The 16751-nt window shown below is 73.4% G+C and carries 14 protein-coding genes; 9 read left to right on the top strand and 5 right to left on the bottom strand.

All coding sequences use genetic code 11. From position 1 onward, the window contains the following. Positions 1–158: 158 nt before the first annotated feature. From FGW31_RS03645 to FGW31_RS03635, 3 genes are all read left to right on the top strand, one after another. Entirely contained in the window at positions 159–2117 is a 1959-nt protein-coding gene (locus FGW31_RS03645; RefSeq protein WP_142191860.1) for a Xaa-Pro dipeptidyl-peptidase, read from the top strand. Further along, positions 2114–3385: a M14 family metallopeptidase gene (locus FGW31_RS03640; protein WP_142191859.1), complete on the top strand. Its 1272-nt coding sequence runs from the start codon at positions 2114–2116 to the stop codon at positions 3383–3385. Before FGW31_RS03645 ends, FGW31_RS03640 begins: the two co-directional genes overlap by 4 nt. An 80-nt stretch (positions 3386–3465) precedes the next feature. Then, positions 3466–5187 carry a BCCT family transporter gene (locus FGW31_RS03635; protein ID WP_142191858.1) on the top strand — a complete coding sequence of 574 codons (1722 nt, stop codon included), beginning with the start codon at positions 3466–3468 and terminating at the stop codon, positions 5185–5187. A gap of 50 nt (positions 5188–5237) precedes the next feature. On the opposite strand, the gene FGW31_RS03630 is transcribed toward FGW31_RS03635, so the two are convergent. Further along, positions 5238–6191 carry an FAD-dependent oxidoreductase gene (locus FGW31_RS03630; protein ID WP_142191857.1) on the bottom strand — a complete coding sequence of 318 codons (954 nt, stop codon included), beginning with the start codon at positions 6189–6191 and terminating at the stop codon, positions 5238–5240. A 66-nt stretch (positions 6192–6257) separates the two neighbouring features. Here FGW31_RS03630 and FGW31_RS03625 point away from each other — a divergent pair, with 66 nt between their 5' ends. Both FGW31_RS03625 and FGW31_RS03620 read left to right on the top strand, forming a co-directional pair. Then, positions 6258–7280: an oxidoreductase gene (locus tag FGW31_RS03625; RefSeq protein ID WP_142191856.1), complete on the top strand. Its 1023-nt coding sequence runs from the start codon at positions 6258–6260 to the stop codon at positions 7278–7280. A gap of 72 nt (positions 7281–7352) precedes the next feature. Beyond that, a complete protein-coding gene (locus FGW31_RS03620) occupies positions 7353–8996 on the top strand; it encodes an ABC-F family ATP-binding cassette domain-containing protein (RefSeq protein WP_142191855.1) in 1644 nt (547 codons plus the stop codon). A gap of 174 nt (positions 8997–9170) precedes the next feature. Here FGW31_RS03620 and FGW31_RS03615 read toward each other — a convergent pair whose 3' ends face one another. Continuing rightward, complete coding sequence (locus FGW31_RS03615) at positions 9171–11516, bottom strand: Tex family protein (RefSeq protein WP_142191854.1); 2346 nt, start codon at positions 11514–11516, stop codon at positions 9171–9173. A gap of 105 nt (positions 11517–11621) precedes the next feature. After that, positions 11622–11753, bottom strand: a complete 132-nt coding sequence (locus FGW31_RS35910) for an LPFR motif small protein (protein ID WP_267905330.1) — start codon at positions 11751–11753, stop codon at positions 11622–11624. 416 nt (positions 11754–12169) lie between these two features. Here FGW31_RS35910 and FGW31_RS03610 point away from each other — a divergent pair, with 416 nt between their 5' ends. Continuing rightward, the gene (locus tag FGW31_RS03610) at positions 12170–13138 is read left to right on the top strand and encodes a GlxA family transcriptional regulator (protein ID WP_142191853.1); all 969 of its coding nucleotides are present in this window, start codon (positions 12170–12172) and stop codon (positions 13136–13138) included. Positions 13139–13148: 10 nt separating this feature from the next. Next, positions 13149–13784 (top strand): DJ-1/PfpI family protein, encoded by a 636-nt coding sequence (locus FGW31_RS03605; RefSeq protein ID WP_142191852.1) that lies wholly within the window; start codon positions 13149–13151, stop codon positions 13782–13784. Here the strand turns inward: FGW31_RS03605 and FGW31_RS03600 are convergent. Continuing rightward, positions 13771–14526 (bottom strand): enoyl-CoA hydratase/isomerase family protein, encoded by a 756-nt coding sequence (locus FGW31_RS03600; RefSeq protein WP_142191851.1) that lies wholly within the window; start codon positions 14524–14526, stop codon positions 13771–13773. The genes FGW31_RS03605 and FGW31_RS03600 overlap by 14 nt on opposite strands. 111 nt (positions 14527–14637) lie before the next feature. On the opposite strand from FGW31_RS03600, the gene FGW31_RS03595 reads away from it, so the two are divergent. Next, on the top strand, positions 14638–15312 hold the full coding sequence (locus FGW31_RS03595; RefSeq protein ID WP_142191850.1) for an HdeD family acid-resistance protein: 675 nt from the start codon (positions 14638–14640) through the stop codon (positions 15310–15312). 138 nt (positions 15313–15450) lie between these two features. Next, complete coding sequence (locus FGW31_RS03590) at positions 15451–15921, top strand: ATP-binding protein (protein WP_142191849.1); 471 nt, start codon at positions 15451–15453, stop codon at positions 15919–15921. A 42-nt stretch (positions 15922–15963) separates the two neighbouring features. On the opposite strand, the gene idi is transcribed toward FGW31_RS03590, so the two are convergent. Beyond that, positions 15964–16557 (bottom strand): isopentenyl-diphosphate Delta-isomerase, encoded by a 594-nt coding sequence (gene idi / locus FGW31_RS03585; RefSeq protein WP_142191848.1) that lies wholly within the window; start codon positions 16555–16557, stop codon positions 15964–15966. Positions 16558–16751: the final 194 nt, after the last annotated feature.

The raw sequence follows: 16751 nt of genomic DNA, 5'->3' as shown, positions 1-16751 counted from the left end.
CTGCCGCCGCCCGGCCTGTCCACGGACAGCGCCCTCACACGATCACCGTCCGGCCGCCACGCACCACCGCGAACTCACGTCGTTTCCGGTCGTCCGCCGTCCCACGACACGTCAGCGTCCCTCTTCTGCCCACGAGTTCACCGATGTACGGTCCGCGCATGCCGAAACGCACGCGCTTCACGACCTGGAGACCGCTCGCGACGGCGGCCACCGCCGCCCTGACGGCCACCCTCCTCACCCCGTCCGCGGCACAGGCCGCACCCCGCGAGAGCCTGCCCGTCCACTCCTACGACGACGCCGTCCGCGAGGCCGTCTGGGTGGACACCGGACTCGACGAGGACCGGGACGGGACGACCGACCGGGTGGCCGTCGACATCGTCCGGCCCCGCGAACCCGCCCAACAGGGCCGCAAGGTCCCGGTCATCATGGACGCCAGCCCGTACTACTCCTGCTGCGGGCGCGGCAACGAGAGCCAGAAGAAGACCTACGACGCCGACGGCGACGTCGTGCAGATGCCACTGTTCTACGACAACTACTTCGTACCGCGCGGCTACGCCGTCGTCGGCGTCGACCTGGCCGGAACCAACCGCTCCGACGGCTGTGTGGACGTCGGGGGCCGCTCCGACGTCCAGTCCGCCAAGGCCGTGGTCGACTGGCTCAACGGCCGGGGCACCGCGTACACCACCCGCACCGGCACCGAACGGGCCGACGCCGACTGGACCAACGGCCGTACCGGCATGATCGGCAAGAGCTGGGACGGCACCGTCGCCAACGGCGTCGCCGCCACCGGCGTCGAGGGGCTGGAGACCATCGTCCCGATCGCCGCCATCTCCTCCTGGTACGACTACTACTTCAGCCAGGGCGCCCCGCTGTACGACTCCGGCCCCGAATGGCTGTCGCACTACGTGGAGAGCCCCGACGCCCGCGCGCGGTGCGCCGCCGTCCAGGACGAACTCGTCGACGGCGCCCCGCGCACCGGCGACTGGACGCCGCTGTGGTCCGAACGCGACTACGTGCGCGCCGCGAAGAAGGTGAGGGCCAGCGTCTTCCTGGTGCACGGCATGCAGGACCTCAACGTGCGCATGCAGCACGTCGGCCCCTGGTGGGACGCCCTGGCGAAGAACGGGGTGCAGCGCAAGATCTGGCTCTCCCAGACCGGCCACGTCGACCCCTTCGACTTCCGGCGCGCCGCATGGGTGGACACCCTGCACCGCTGGTTCGACCACGAACTCCTCGGCTACGACAACGGCATCGACCGCGAACCCGTGGCCGACATCGAACGCAGCCCCGACCAGTGGGTCACCTCGGCAGCCTGGCCGCCGCGCGGCACGCACACCGCCACGCTGCGCCCCGACCGGGGCACCGAGCCCGGCGTCGGCACCCTCGGCCTGCGCCGCGGCGGCGGCACCGAGACCGTCACCGACGACCCGCGCCACAGCGAGACCGACTGGGCCGCCGGCATCGACACCCCGACACCGGACAAGGCGGGCTTCGTCACCGGGCCGCTCACCCGCGACCTGCGCCTGTCGGGCTCCTCCCGGGTCACCGTCACCGCCGCCTCCAGCACCCCGACGGCCCACCTGAGCGCCGTCCTCGTCGACCTCGGCCCGGACACCGTCCGCGACTACGCCGACGACGGCGAAGGCATCACCACGCTCCCCGACCGCACCTGCTGGGGCGCGAGCACCGCCGGAGACAGCGCCTGCTTCAAGGAGACCCGCGCGAAGACCGCCGACGTCGGCCACACGATCGTCAGCCGCGGCTGGGCCGACCTCGGCCACCACGCCGGCACCGGCCACGGCGAGCCGCTCACCCCGGGCAAGCGCCACACCCTCACCCTCCACCTGGGAGCCACCGACCACGTGGTCCCCGCCGGGCACCGCCTGGCGCTGATCGTCGCCGGCACCGACCGGGGCCTGATCGACCCCCCGGCCGACACACCCACGCTCACCCTCGACCTGGCCCGCACCAGCGCGCAGATCCCGTTCGTCGGCGGCACCGCCGCGTTCGCCCGCGCCACCGCCGGCTCCCACGCCGAGGCCCGCGACACGGCCCTGGACGGCGTACGCCGCCCGGCGGTCACCGCCCACCGCGTCCCGGGGGAGGAGACCCGGTGAAACGCGCCCTCTTCCTCGCCGCGGCCACCCTCGCCGCCTCCCTCGTCGCCGCCCCGGCCGCCCGGGCCACCGACGCCCCGCCCCGCACCGGCTTCGAGGTCAGCGACGGCGCCCGCTGGACCACCCAGCCGGAGGAACGGCGTTTCCTCGCCGCCGTGGACCGGGCGAGCAGCCGGACCTCCGTCAGCCGCATCGGCACGACGCGCCAGGACCGGCCGCTGCAACTCGTCCGCATCGGCACCGGGGCCACCTCCCACACGGTGCTCCTCGTGTGCAGCCAGCACGGCGACGAGCCCGCCGGCCGCGAGGCCTGCCTGAGCACGATCCGCGACCTGGCCCTCGCCGAGGACCGGCCCACCCGCCGCTTCCTGGAACGCACCACGGTCCTCGTCGTCCCCACCGCCAACCCCGACGGCCGGGCCGCCGACACCCGCGGCAACGGCGACGGCGTCGACATCAACCGCGACCACCTCGCCCTGCGCACCGCCGAGGCACGGGCCCTCGCCGCCGTCGTCCGCGACCGGCGCCCCGACATCGTGTACGACCTGCACGAGTACGGCGCCACCCCACGGTTCTACGACAAGGACCTGTTCGACCTGTGGCCGCGCAACCTCAACACCCACCCGGCCGTCCACGACGCCGCGCGGACCCTGTCCCGCGACTACGTGCGCCCGGCCGCCGAGGCGGCCGGCCACTCGACCGGCACCTACGGCATCTGGACCGACCCCGTCACCGGTGAGCCGATCCGCCAGACCGCCGGTGACGGACAGGAACGCATCCTGCGCAACATGTCCGGGATCAAACACGGCGTCGGTCTGCTCATCGAGAGCCGCGTCGACCCGCTCACCGACGCCGAACGCGCCGACGAGCCGCTCAACAACCGGCGCAGGGTGAACTCCCAGCTCGCCGCGCTGGACGGGCTGCTCCGCTTCGCCGCCGAACGCCGCGGCGAGGTCGAGGCGGCCACCACCGGGGCCCGGACCGCCGGCTACTCCGACACCGGACCGGTCCACCTGGGCGGCGCCGACAACGACCCGCCGGAGCCCTCCGAGGTGATCGCCGACCCGCCGTGCGGCTACCGCCTCACGGCCGCTCAGTACGCGGACGTCGGGGACGAGCTGGCGCTGCACGGCGTGCGGTTCCGGCCGGACGGCGACGGCGTGCTCGTGCCGCTGCGGCAGCCGCTGCGCGCCCTCGTTCCGCTCCTCCTGGACGAGCGGGCCGCCCACCACCTGGTGGAAGGTGAACACGACACGTCATGCGGATGAGGTGAGTTTTGCGCCAAAGGTGGTAGGGGCCTAACGGGAGGAGTGCTCTCCGCCCCACGGCTCGACGAAAGGTGCCGCCTGTGACGCAGGACCAGCACAGCGACAAGGACCATACGGCAGGCCCGTTGCCGGGCTCGGAAGCGGGCCTGCCCGGGCGGGGGCGTCCACGCACCGACCGGGTGGTGTTCGGCGTGACGGCCGCGCTCACCCTCGCGTTCGTGCTGTGGGGCGCCGTCGCCACCGACTCGCTGGAGAACGTCTCCAGCAGCATGCTCAGCGGGCTGATGCACAACGGCGGCTGGGCGTTCATGCTGGCCGCCTCCGGCTTCGTCGTCTTCGCCCTCTGGCTCGCGGCCAGCCGCTACGGCCGGATCCACCTCGGCTCCGAGGGCGAGGAACCGGAGTTCCGCACCGTCTCATGGGTCGCGATGATGTTCAGCGCGGGCATGGGCATCGGGCTGATGTTCTACGGCGTGAGCGAGCCGCTGGGCCACTACACCACGCCGCCGCCCGGCACCGACCCGGCCGACTCCGGCGACCGCATGGAGACGGCCATGGCGACGACCCTCTTCCACTGGACGCTCCACCCGTGGGCCATCTACGCCGTGGTGGGTCTCGCCATCGCCTACAGCACCTTCCGCCGGCGCCGCCGGCAGACGATCAGCGCCGTCTTCACCCCGCTCATCGGCTCGAAGAACGCCAACGGCATCGGCGGCCGGGTCATCGACATGCTCGCCATCGTCGCCACCGTCTTCGGCTCGGCGGCCTCACTGGGCCTCGGCGCGCTCCAGATCGGCTCCGGTGTGCAGGAGCTCGGCTGGATGGAGAAGGTGAGCACCGGGCTGCTGGTCACCATCATCGCGGTGCTGACGGCCGCGTTCGTCGCCTCCGCGGTCTCGGGCGTGGAGAAGGGCATCCAGTGGCTGTCCAACACCAACATGGTGCTGGCGCTGATCCTCGCCCTGTTCGTGTTCGTGGCCGGTCCGACGATCGTCGTCCTCGACCTGCTGCCCACCTCGGTCTTCGCCTACCTGGGCGACCTTCCCCAGCTGGCCGGGCGCACCGAGGCCAGCGGCGGCGATGGCGTCGCCGACTGGCTGGGCAGCTGGACCGTCTTCTACTGGGCGTGGTGGATCTCCTGGACGCCGTTCGTCGGCATGTTCATCGCCCGCATCAGCCGGGGCCGCACCATCCGCCAGTTCATCGGCGGCGTCATCCTGGTGCCCAGCACCGTCAGCCTCGTCTGGTTCGCGATCTTCGGCGGTTCCGCGATGAAGCTCCAGGAGCAGGGCCGGCTCGGGGAGGAGGCGACGCCGGAAGGACAGCTCTTCGCGGTGCTCCAGGAGTTCCCCGTCGCCACCGTCGCGAGCCTGCTGGTGATGATCCTCGTCGGCATCTTCTTCGTCTCCGGCGCGGACGCGGCGTCCATCGTCATGGGCACCCTCTCGCAGCGGGGCGCGCTCGAACCGGGCCGGCTGGTCGTGGTCTTCTGGGGTGTGCTCACCGGCGCGGTGGCGGCGATCATGCTGCTCGTCGGCAGCGGCCAGGGAGACGCACTGACCGGCCTGCAGAACCTCACGATCCTCGCCGCGGCCCCGTTCGTCGTCGTGATGCTCCTCATGTGCGTGGCCCTCATGCGCGACCTGCGCCGCGACCCGGTCATCGTGCGCGGCGAGATGGGCAGCGAGGCGGTCGAACTGGCGGTCATCGAAGGCCACAAGAAGTACGACGGCGAGTTCGAACTCCGCATCGGACCCGGCCGCGGCCCGGACGTGGAGGGCGACCCCATCGGCAAGCACTGAGGCGCACGGGCGGGACCGGGCCCGCCGGCCCGCTCCCGCCCGCGCCGCGGTCAGCCCACGGCCAGCCGCGCCGCCTCCTCCGCGCAGCCCCAGGCGACCGTGACACCGGCGCCGCCGTGACCGTAGTGGTGCACCAGGACGCGGCCGCCGGGCAGCGCGGCGCGTTCCAGCCGGACCGCGTCCCGCGCGGGCCGCAGCCCCACCCGGTGCTCCAGGACCCGCGCGCCGGCGATCTCCGGCCGGAGCGCCGCGCACCGCCGCACGATCGCCTCCGCCACCGCCGGGTCCGGCTCCAGCGACCAGGCGTCCTCGTCCGCCGTGCCGCCCAGCACCAGCCGCCCCGGCTGCGGAAAGAAGTACGCCATCGCGCCGTCGGCCCCCGTGGAGACCGTCCACGTGCGGATCCCGGGGTTCTCCACGACCACCAGCTGCCCCCGCACCGGCCGCACCGACGGATCCGGCACCAGCTCCCGCGCGCCCAGACCCGTGCAGTTGACCACGACCGGGGCCCGGACCTGCGCCAGATCCGCCACCGTACGCGTCTCGACCACTCCGCCCGCGGCCTCCAACCTGGAGCGCAGCCACGGCAGATGGGCCGGCATGTCGATGAGCGGCAGCCGCGCCCACACCCCCGGCCCGGCCGGGTGCTCGGCGGCCGTGCTCGGGCGCAGACCCGGCAGCCGGGTGGCGGCCCACGCGCCGACGTCCTCCAACGCCGTCTCGCCCAGCACCCCCTCGGCCATCCGCACCCCGGTGGTCTCCGGACGCGCCGCCAGCTCCTCGTACACCTCGAGCGACCGCAGCGCCCACGCCCGCGCCGACGCCACCGGCTCGATCCGGTACGGCCACCACAGCGCTCCCGCGACCGCCGAGGTGGTCCGCTCGGCCGGGTCACGCGTCCACAGCCGCACCCGTACCCCGCGCTCGGCGAGCACCACCGCCGTCGTCAGCCCGACGACTCCACCGCCGATCACCAGGGCGTCGCAGTCCAGTTCGGTCTCCACGGGGGCGACCGTAGCGGAATATGTCATGCCGCGCTCAGACGCGTTCCACGGGGGAATACTCACGGCATGTCTGCCGAGTACACGTCCTTCGGCCTGGCCCCGGCGACGCGGGCCGGCGGGCTCCTGGCCGGCGGCGACGTCCAGGTCCACCGGGACTTCGTGGACTTCGTCGTCGACGGACGCCCGCTGCTCTTCCGCCTCTCCGACCTGGACGCGGTCTCCCCGCTCGCCTCCGACGTCCCGCCCACCCTCTTCACCGCCCAGGTCCGCGGCCTGCTGCTGGAGACCGAGGCACCACTGCCCGCCGGCCGGTACGTCCTCTACGGCTGTCCCGAGTGCGAGGACCTCGCCTGCGGCGCGGTGACGGCGGTCATCGAACGCGACGGCGAGGACTACATCTGGCGGAACTTCGCCTGGCAGACCGACGTCCACGCCGACCTGGAACTCAACGGCTACCACGGAATGGGCCCGTTCCGCTTCCGCGGCGCCGAGTACCGCGCCGCGCTCGACGCCCTGCTGAACGGCCCCTCCACGGGCGCCCGCCGCCGCGTCCTGCTGATCGGCGCCCGCGTCGCCCTGCTCGCCAGGCTCGCCGCCGCCCTGCGCACCATCGGCATCGGCGCCGACATCGCCCAGGACACCGAGGGCGTCCCCGCCGACGAACTGCGGGCGTACGGCGCCGTGGTCTTCGGCCGGTCGGTCGGCGCGGGCGAACGCGACGCCGTGCGCCGCGCCTTCACCGCCGCCGGGGTCGACGTGCCGTACGTCGACGGCCTCGCCCCGATCGTCCCGCTCCTGGTCGCCCAGACCGAACAGGCCCTGGACCGGAGCGCACCCGGACGGCGCCGCCTGACGGCCCTGACCGCCGCCGGCGACCGTGCGGAGGTGGTGGTCACCTCGTCCTGCCGGGTGCGGCTCACCGCCCACCGGATCGACCGCCTCTCCCGCACCCACGTCCAGGACCTCTTCGACGCCGTACTGGAACCCGGCCGCCACCTGGTCCCGCTGGACGTCGGGGCCACGAAGGGCCGGTCGTTCCTCGTGGCGCGCACCGGCGGGTCCGTGCTGGTGACAGCCGTGGGCCGCTGACGGACGAGGGCCCCGCGGCGCGGGAAACCGGCACGCGTGCGCCGGGGCCCGGCCGCTAGGATCTGCGGTCTGATGACTGCCACCCTCGTCGCCAAGAACCTCGCCGCCGGCCACGGCGACCGCTCCCTGTTCACCGGACTCGACCTCGTCGTCGCCCCCGGCGACGTGATCGGCCTGGTCGGCGCCAACGGCGCCGGGAAGTCCACGCTGCTGCGGCTGCTCGCCGGCCTCACCGCGCCGGAGGAGGGCGAGCTGCGGCTCTCCCCGCCCACCGCGACCGTCGGGCACCTCCCGCAGGAGCCGGAGCGCAGGCCCGGCGAAACCGTCCGCGCGTTCCTGGCCCGCCGCACCGGCGTCGCCGACGCCCAGCGGGCCATGGACGAGGCGACGCAGGCCCTGGTCGACGGGGCGCCGGGCGCCGACGACGCGTACGCCACGAGCCTGGAGCGCTGGCTGTCCCTCGGCGGCGCGGACCTGGACGAGCGAGCCGAGGAGACCGCCGACTCCCTCGGCCTCGCCGTCGACCTGGACCAGCCGATGACCGCGCTGTCCGGCGGCCAGGCGGCCCGCGCCGGACTGGCCTCCCTCCTGCTGTCCCGCTACGACGTCTTCCTGCTCGACGAACCGACCAACGACCTCGACCTGGACGGCCTGGAGCGGCTCGAACGCTTCGTGGGCGGACTGCGCGCCGGGACCGTCGTCGTCAGCCACGACCGCGAGTTCCTCACCCGCACCGTCACCAAGGTCCTCGAACTCGACGTCGCCCAGCAGCAGATCAACCTCTACGGCGGCGGCTACACGGCCTACCTGGAGGAGCGGGAGGTGGCCCGCAGGCACGCCCGCGACGAGTACGAGGAGTACGCCGACAAGAAGGCCGCCCTCCACGAGCGCGCCCGGACGCAGCGCGCCTGGATGGACAAGGGCGTGAAGAACGCCCGCCGCAAGGCCGGCAACGACAACGACAAGATCGGCCGCAAGTTCCGCAGCGAGGCCAGCGAGAAGCAGGCCGCCAAGGCACGCCAGACACAGCGCATGATCGAACGCCTCGACGTCGTTGAGGAGCCGCGCAAGGAGTGGGAGCTGCGCATGGAGATCGCGGCGGCACCGCGCTCCGGCGCGGTGGTCGCGACGCTGCGGGACGCCGAGGTGCGGCGCGGCGACTTCGTGCTCGGCCCGGTCTCCCTCCAGGTCGACTGGGCGGACCGGGTGGCCGTGACGGGCGCGAACGGCGCGGGCAAGTCCACCCTGCTGGGCGCGCTGCTGGGCCGGATCCCGCTCGACGCCGGGCACGGCGCGCTCGGCTCGGGCGTGCTGCTCGGCGAGGTCGACCAGGCCCGCGCGCTGTTCCACGGCCCGGAGGCCCTGCTCGACGCGTTCCGCCCGGCCGTCCCCGACCTGGAGCCGGCCGACATCCGTACCTTGCTGGCCAAGTTCGGACTCAAGGCCGACCACGTCATGCGTCCCGCGGCCACCCTCTCGCCGGGCGAACGCACCCGCGCCGCCCTCGCCCTCCTCCAGGGCCGGGGCGTCAACCTCTTGGTGCTGGACGAGCCGACCAACCACCTCGACCTGCCGGCCATCGAGCAGCTCGAATCGGCCCTGGACGCCTACGAGGGCACTCTCCTGCTGGTCACCCACGACCGCCGCATGCTCGACGCGGTGCGGGTGACCCGGCGCCTGGAGGTCACCGACGGCAAGGTCCTGGAACGCACCTGAGGCCCGTCCGACGGACCCCGGGCGCGACGAAGCCGGTCTCCACCGGCGCGTAGCCCTTCACGACCTGCAGGTGGTACGTCAGGAAGAGGAACAGGCCGGTGCGGACATCGCCCGGAGTGCCGGGCGGGTGAGCGGGCGACGGCCCGCTCACCTGCCCGGCCGTGACGGCGGCGGTTACGCCAGTCCGGCCCGCCGCAGCGCCTCGGCCATCGCCCCGTTGGCCGGAGCGGGCGCGGCCGAGGACCGGCCCTGACCGCCGGAGCGCCCCTGCTGCCGCTGCTTCGGCGGCCTGCCGCCCTGGCGCTGTCCGCGCTGTGCCCGCTGCTCGCCCTGGGGCGCGGCCTCGTCGTCCAGCCGCAGCGTCAGCGAGATCCGCTTGCGCGGGATGTCGACGTCCAGCACCTTCACCTTCACGATGTCCCCGGGCTTCACCACGTCCCGCGGGTCCTTCACGAAGGTCTTCGACATCGCGGAGACGTGCACCAGGCCGTCCTGGTGCACACCGACGTCCACGAACGCCCCGAAGGCGGCGACGTTCGTGACGACGCCCTCCAGCACCATCCCGGACGCCAGGTCGGAGATCTTCTCCACGCCCTCCTTGAACACGGCCGTCCTGAACGCGGGCCGCGGATCGCGCCCGGGCTTCTCCAGTTCCTTGAGGATGTCGCCGACCGTGGGCAGACCGAACGTCTCGTCCACGAAGTCCTGCGGCCTGAGCGACCGCAGCACCGCCGTGTTGCCGATCAGCGAGGCGACCTCCTGGCCGGAGGACTTCACCATGCGCCGCACGACCGGGTAGGCCTCCGGGTGCACGCTGGACGCGTCCAGCGGGTCGTCGCCGCCGCGGATCCGCAGGAAGCCCGCGCACTGCTCGTACGCCTTCGGGCCGAGCCGCGCCACTTTCTTCAGCTCGCCGCGCGAGCGGAACGGCCCGTTGGCGTCACGGTGCGCCACGATGTTCTCGGCGAGCCCGGAGGTGATGCCGGAGACCCGCGCGAGCAGTGGCGCCGACGCCGTGTTGACGTCCACGCCCACGCCGTTCACACAGTCCTCCACCACCGCGTCCAGCGAACGCGACAGCTTCACCTCGGACAGGTCGTGCTGGTACTGGCCGACTCCGATCGACTTCGGGTCGATCTTGACCAGCTCGGCCAGCGGGTCCTGCAGCCGGCGCGCGATCGAGACCGCGCCGCGCAGCGACACGTCCATGTCCGGCAGTTCCTGCGAGGCGAACGCGGAGGCCGAGTACACGGAGGCGCCCGCCTCCGAGACCATCACCTTCGTCAGCTTCAACTCGGGGTGCCTGGCGATGAGTTCACCGGCGAGCCTGTCGGTCTCGCGGGACGCCGTGCCGTTGCCGATGGCGATCAGCTCGACCGCGTGCTCCTTCGCCAGCCGCGCCAGCTTGGCGATCGCCTCGTCCCACCGGTTGGCCGGGACGTGCGGATGGATCACGTCCGTGGCGACGACCTTGCCGGTCGCGTCGACCACGGCGACCTTCACGCCCGTACGGAAACCGGGGTCGAGCCCCAGCGTGGCGCGCGTGCCGGCCGGGGCGGCGAGCAGCAGGTCGCGCAGGTTCGCCGCGAAGACCCGCACCGCCTCGTCCTCGGCGGCCGTGCGCAGCCGCAGCCGCAGATCGAGGCCGAGGTGCACCAGGATGCGCGTGCGCCACGCCCAGCGGACCGTGTTCAGCAGCCACTTGTCGCCGGGGCGGCCCCGGTCGGCGATCCCGAACCGGTGCGCGACGATCCCCTCGTACGACGACGGGCCGTCCACCGGCTCCTCCGGCTCCAGAACGAGGTCGAGGACCTCCTCCTTCTCGCCGCGCAGCATCGCCAGGACCCGGTGCGAGGGCAGCTCGGTGAACGGCTCGGCGAAGTCGAAGTAGTCGGCGAACTTCGCGCCGGCCTCCTCCTTGCCCTCGCGCACCTTCGCGGCCAGTCGCCCGCGCACCCACATGCGCTCGCGCAGCTCGCCGATCAGGTCGGCGTCCTCCGAGAACCGCTCGGTGAGGATGGCGCGGGCGCCGTCCAGGGCCGCCTGCGGATCGGCGACGCCCTTGCCCGCGTCCACGAACGCGGCGGCCGCCGCGAGGGGCTCGACACCCGGGTCACCGAGCAGCCCCTCCGCCAGCGGCTCGAGACCCGCCTCCCGGGCGATCTGCGCCTTGGTGCGCCGCTTGGGCTTGTACGGCAGATAGATGTCCTCCAGGCGCGCCTTGGTCTCCGCGCCGCGGATCCGCGCCTCGAGCTCGTCGGTGAGCTTGCCCTGCTCGCGCACCGACTCGAGGATCGCCGCACGACGGTCCTCCAGCTCCCGCAGGTAGCGCAGCCGCTCCTCGATCGTGCGCAGCTGCGCGTCGTCGAGCATCTCGGTCGCTTCCTTGCGGTAGCGGGCGATGAAGGGCACCGTCGAACCGCCGTCCAGCAGTTCGACGGCGGCCTTGACCTGCCGCTCCCGTACGCCGAGCTCCCCGGCGATCCTGCTTTCGATGGACCCTGTGAGGGGTGTCGTCACGATCCCGTACCGCCTTCTCCACTGAGGTTGCGCGGCAATTGTGGCAGGTGACGCCGACAATCGGGGATCAGGGCGGCGACTCGCCCGGACACCGCCCGGGCGGCGTCAGGCGCGGTGGCCGCGCGTGCTGGACGAGGCCCCGCCGAACAGCCGGGCGAGCGCCCGGAACGGCAGCGTGACCACGGTGGCGATGGCGCCGCCGATCTGGCGCAGTACGTCTGCGATGGCACGGAACACGTGTCTCCCCTTTCGTTTCCCCCGACCGCGCGGCCGGGTTGGGCTCCGTGTACCTCGTCAACGCTTCAACATGCATGTCGTCCGGCGGAACCCTCCGCCCGGTGCCGTGCGCAGGCGCATCGGGGCTGTCGGCGGTGGCGTCCGTCGGCACCTCGGCGTCCGCCGTACCGCGTCCGCCGGCACCGCGGCGTCCGCCCGTACCGGGTCCGTCGGCCTGCCGTCCGCCGTACCGCGTCCGCCGGCACCGCGGCGTCCGCCCGTACCGGGTCCGTCGGCCTGCCGTCCGCCGTACCGCGTCCGTCGGCGCCGTGGCGTCCGTCGGCCTGCCGTCCGCCGTACCGCGTCCGTCGGCCGTGGCAGGAAAGGTGGGGAACACGTCGTTGCGGCCGCCACGGGCCCGGCGAAGAATCGACCGCATGGCGCAGCGAACCGTTCTCGTCGTCCTCTTCGACGACGTGCAGAGCCTCGATGTCACCGGCCCCGTGGAGGTCTTCGCGGGCGCCGAGAAGCACACCCCGGGGAGCTACCGGCTGTGCACCGCCTCGGTGGACGGCGCCCCCGTCCGCACCAGCAGCGGCCTGACCGTCGTACCGGACGGGGCCCTGGCCGACGCGCCGGAGCCGCACACGCTGCTGGTGCCCGGCGGGCAGGGAACCCGCCGGCCCGATCCGCGGCTGACCGACTGGCTGCGCGGACACGGACCGCGCGCCGAGCGGCTGGTCTCCGTCTGCACCGGCGCCGTGCTGCTCGCGGACGCCGGACTGCTCGACGGACGCCGCGCCACCACGCACTGGGCCTACTGCGACACCCTGGCCCGCGACCACCCGGCCGTCGACGTCGACCCCGATCCCATCTTCGTCCGTGACGGCCACGTCGCCACGTCCGCGGGCGTCACCTCCGGCATCGACCTGGCGCTCGCCCTGGTCGAGGAGGACCTCGGCCGGCAGACCGCCCTCACCGTCGCCCGGCACCTGGTGGTGTTCCTGCGCCGGCCCGGCAACCAGGCCCAGTTCAGCGCCCAACTGGCCGCCCAGACCGCGCGGCGCGAGCCGCTGCGCGAGGTCCAGCAGTGGATCACCGAACACCCCGGCGCCGACCTGTCCGTCGAGGCGCTCGCGGCCCGCGCGTCCCTCTCGCCGCGCCACTTCGCCCGCGCCTTCCACGCCGAGACCGGCACCACCCCGGGCCGCTACGTCGACCGCGTCCGCCTCGAACACGCCCGGCGCCTGCTGGAGGACACCGGCGACGGCGTCGAGGAGATCTCCCGCGCCAGCGGCTACGGCACACCCGAGGCGATGCGGCGCGCCTTCGTCCGCACCCTCGGCACGTCACCGGCCGAGTACCGCCGCCGTTTCCGCCCCGCCCCCTCACCCGCCCGCACCTGAAAGGCTCCCGATGCAGATCGCCATCGTCCTCTTCGACCGCTTCACCGCCCTGGACGCCGTGGGCCCCTACGAGACCCTGGGCCGGCTGCCGGACGCGGAGACGGTCTTCGTCGCCGAACGGACCGGTCCCGTGCGCACCGACACCGGCACGCTCGCGATCACCGCCGACAAGACGCTGGCCGAGGTGCCGCACCCGGACATCGTCGTCGTCCCCGGCGGCCCCGGACAGACACCCCAGATGGACAACGCGACCCTGCTGGACTGGCTGCGCGGCGCGGACGCCGCCAGTACCTGGACCACGTCCGTGTGCACCGGATCCCTGCTGCTCGCCGCGGCCGGACTCCTGCGGGGACGCCGGGCCACCTCCCACTGGCTGGCCCTCGACCACCTGCGGCGGTACGGCGCCGAACCGACCGGGGAGCGGGTGGTGACCGACGGCAAGTACGTCACCGCGGCCGGTGTCTCCTCCGGCATCGACATGGGGCTCACCCTGCTCGGCCGGATCGCCGGCGACGAACACGCGCAGGCCGTCCAGCTGCTCACCGAGTACGACCCGCAGCCGCCCTACGACGCCGGCTCCCCGCAGAAGGCGCCTGCGCACCTGGTCGAGGAGTTCCGGTCGAAGAGCCGTTTCATCCTGACGTAGACACGCTCCAGGTGAAGCGCGGGCCGCGGCGCTCCAGGAACGCGGCGACGCCCTCGGCGGTGTCGCCGCTGTGCCGCGCCCGTTCGTCCCAGTGCGCCTCCCGGCCGGTGCGGCCGTTGGCGAACTCCTTCGCCGCGGCCTGCGTCAGCTGCGAACGGGACGCCAGGATCCGGGCGAACTCGGCGACCCTCCCGTCCAGTTCGCCCACGGGCAGCACCTCGTCCACCAGGCCGGTGCGCAGGGCCCGCTCCGCGTCGATCAACTCACCCGAGAACAGCAGGTACTTGGCGGTGGCCGGGCCGACCAGCGACACCAGCCGCCGGGTGGCGGACGCCGGATAGACGATCCCGAGCTTGGCCGGCGTCACCCCGAACCGCGCCCCCTCCTCGGCGAACCGCAGATCGCAGGCGGCCGCCAGCTGGGCCCCGCCGCCCACGCAGTGCCCGCGGACCGCCGCCAGGGCCGGTTTGGGAAAGGCGGCGAGCGCCTCCTCCGCCGCCACGGCCAGCCGCTGCGCCTCCACCGGTGACCCCCGGAGCGTGGAGATGTCGGCGCCGGCGCAGAAGGTGCCGCCCTCGCCGGTGAGCACCAGCACCCGCACCAGCGGGTCGGCGGCCAGCTCGTCGAGCAACGGGGGCAGGGCGGCCCACATCGCGGCCGTCATCGCGTTGCGCTTCGCCGGGTGGCGGATGACGACCGTGGCGACCGAGTCGGTGACGCTGTGCAGCAGCTGCGGCTCCATGCGCCGGATGCTATCCGCCGGGTCCGGCGCGCCGACCGGCAGGAGCCTGCACGGAGCCGGCACGCGCGGGTACACGCCCCTGGGAGAGGCAACGGAACCGAGGAGGCTGCCATGGCCAGGACCGCGAAGGGCGCGCAGGGCACCGGGCCGAGGGCCGAGGCGGCGAGACTGAACCGCGGCTTCGGCCGGCTCGCCGCGCTCGGGGTGGTGCTGGTCCTCGCCGGTCTGGTCGGCCTCGTCTACACGGGCCTCGCCACCCTCACCTCCATGCTGCTGTTCGGCTGGCTGCTGCTGATCGGCGGAGCGGTCGGGCTGCTGCACGCGGTCCAGGCCCGGGACAGCAACTTCTTCTGGCTCGGGGTGGTCGTCGCCGCCCTGAACATCGCCGCCGGTGCGGTCGTCCTCAGGACCCCGGACACGGCGGCCGAGGCGCTGACCATGTTCGCCGCGCTGCTCTTCCTCACCGGCGGGGTGTTCCGCCTGGTGGGCAGTCTGGTGGTGCGCGGACCGCAGTTCGGCTGGACCCTGGTGCAGGGCGCGTTCGGGCTGCTCCTCGGCATCCTCGTCCTGGCCTCCTGGCCGAGCAGCAGCCAGTACACCATCGGTACGTTCTTCTCCCTCGCCCTGCTCTTCGACGGACTCGGGCTGATCGCCACCGGCTACGGAGGGCGCAGGATCGTCGGAATGGTCTCCGACCGGCTCGCCGACGAGGCGGAACCGCGGACCGAGCGGGAGGGGCCGGGCGGGCGCGACGAGTCCGGCGTCAAACCCGTACAACCCGAATAGTTCGCCGAGACGGCACACAGACGGACCGAAGCGGTCCCGAATGGGGTCGTTCGGTGCGTCAACGGTCGGAATCGCTCGATACCCGCTGACTTCTGTTCAGCGTCGTAGTCGGAGCCGCTCGGTGCCAACACTCGACGTGTGGTGACAATCGAGCGTGAGGGTCGTGAAGGTGACGATCCGCTGCCGTACGAAGGTGTCTGGCGGTTCACCGCCCCGGCCGTCGACGCCTCGGTCCCGCAGGCCCGACACGCCGTGCGCGACCTCCTGGTACGGCAGGGGGTCCCGGTCGCGGACGACGTGGTGCAGGGGCTGCTCCTGATCGTCTCGGAGCTGGTCACCAACGCCGTGCGGCACGCGGCGCTGCTGTCCCCGGTGCTCGCGGTCGAGGTCGCCGTCGGCGCCGAATGGGTCCGGGTGTCTGTGGAGGACAACCACCCCTACCGGCCCACCGCCCTGGAGACCGACCACGGCCGCACCGGCGGCCGCGGACTGCTCCTCGTGCGCGAGATCACCCGCGAGGCGGGCGGGGCCTGCGAGGTCGAGCACACCGCGAGCGGCGGCAAGGTCATCTGGGCCGCCCTGCCGCTCAAACCCACACGGCTGCCTTAGCGTCCGTCCCGAGCCTCGCGCCTGCCCCGGGAAACCGGCACCTCACCAGCCGGCCGACGGTCCCGTCAGCTCGCGGACCGCCGGGCGGGCCGCGTCCAGGACGGTCATGAACCAGGCCGAGAAGATGTCCCGCGCATGCCGCTCCGCCAGCTCGTCCGGAGTCACGAACGCGGTGGACGCCACCTCCTGCGGATCGGGCCGCACCGGCGACTGCACCATGCCGACGAAGAGGTGGTTGTACTCCTGCTCCACCAGGCCCGACGCCGGGTCCGGATGGTTGTAGCGGACCGTGCCGGCCTCGGCGAGCAGCGACGGCGACACACCCAGCTCCTCGAACGTCCGCCGGGCCGCCGCCGCGAACGGCGCCTCGCCGGGATACGGGTGACCGCAGCAGGTGTTGGACCACACACCGGGGGAGTGGTACTTGCCCAGGGCCCGCTGCTGGAGCAGCAGCCGCCCGCGCTCGTCGAACAGGAAGACCGAGAACGCCCGGTGCAGCCGCCCGGGTGGCTGGTGGGCGGCGAGCTTCTCCGCGGTGCCGATCGTCACGCCGTCCTCGTCGACCAGTTCCAGCAAGATCGGCTCGGCGGTGCCGTTCGACGGGCGGTGCGTCGTAGTGGCAGGTGTGATCGGCATACCCATCCTTCACTCGGTCTTCGCGCCCCAAGTCTGCCGCACGAATCCGGCACACCCGGCACTCCGCGCGCCGCCCGCATGTCCCACGGGCGGTGCGCGCGGCGACCCGCACCGGCCCGGCGGCGCATGCGGATCGGAGGGATCGTGCCCCGGCGGCCGACGGAAAACCGTCCTCGGCGACCGTCGTGGGCGCG

The organism is Streptomyces calvus (genome assembly GCF_006782915.1).
GTDB classification, from domain to species: Bacteria; Actinomycetota; Actinomycetes; order Streptomycetales; family Streptomycetaceae; genus Streptomyces; species Streptomyces calvus.
The sequence above is the reverse complement of the archived record's forward strand: the minus strand, read 5'-3'. Positions and strand labels throughout refer to the sequence as shown.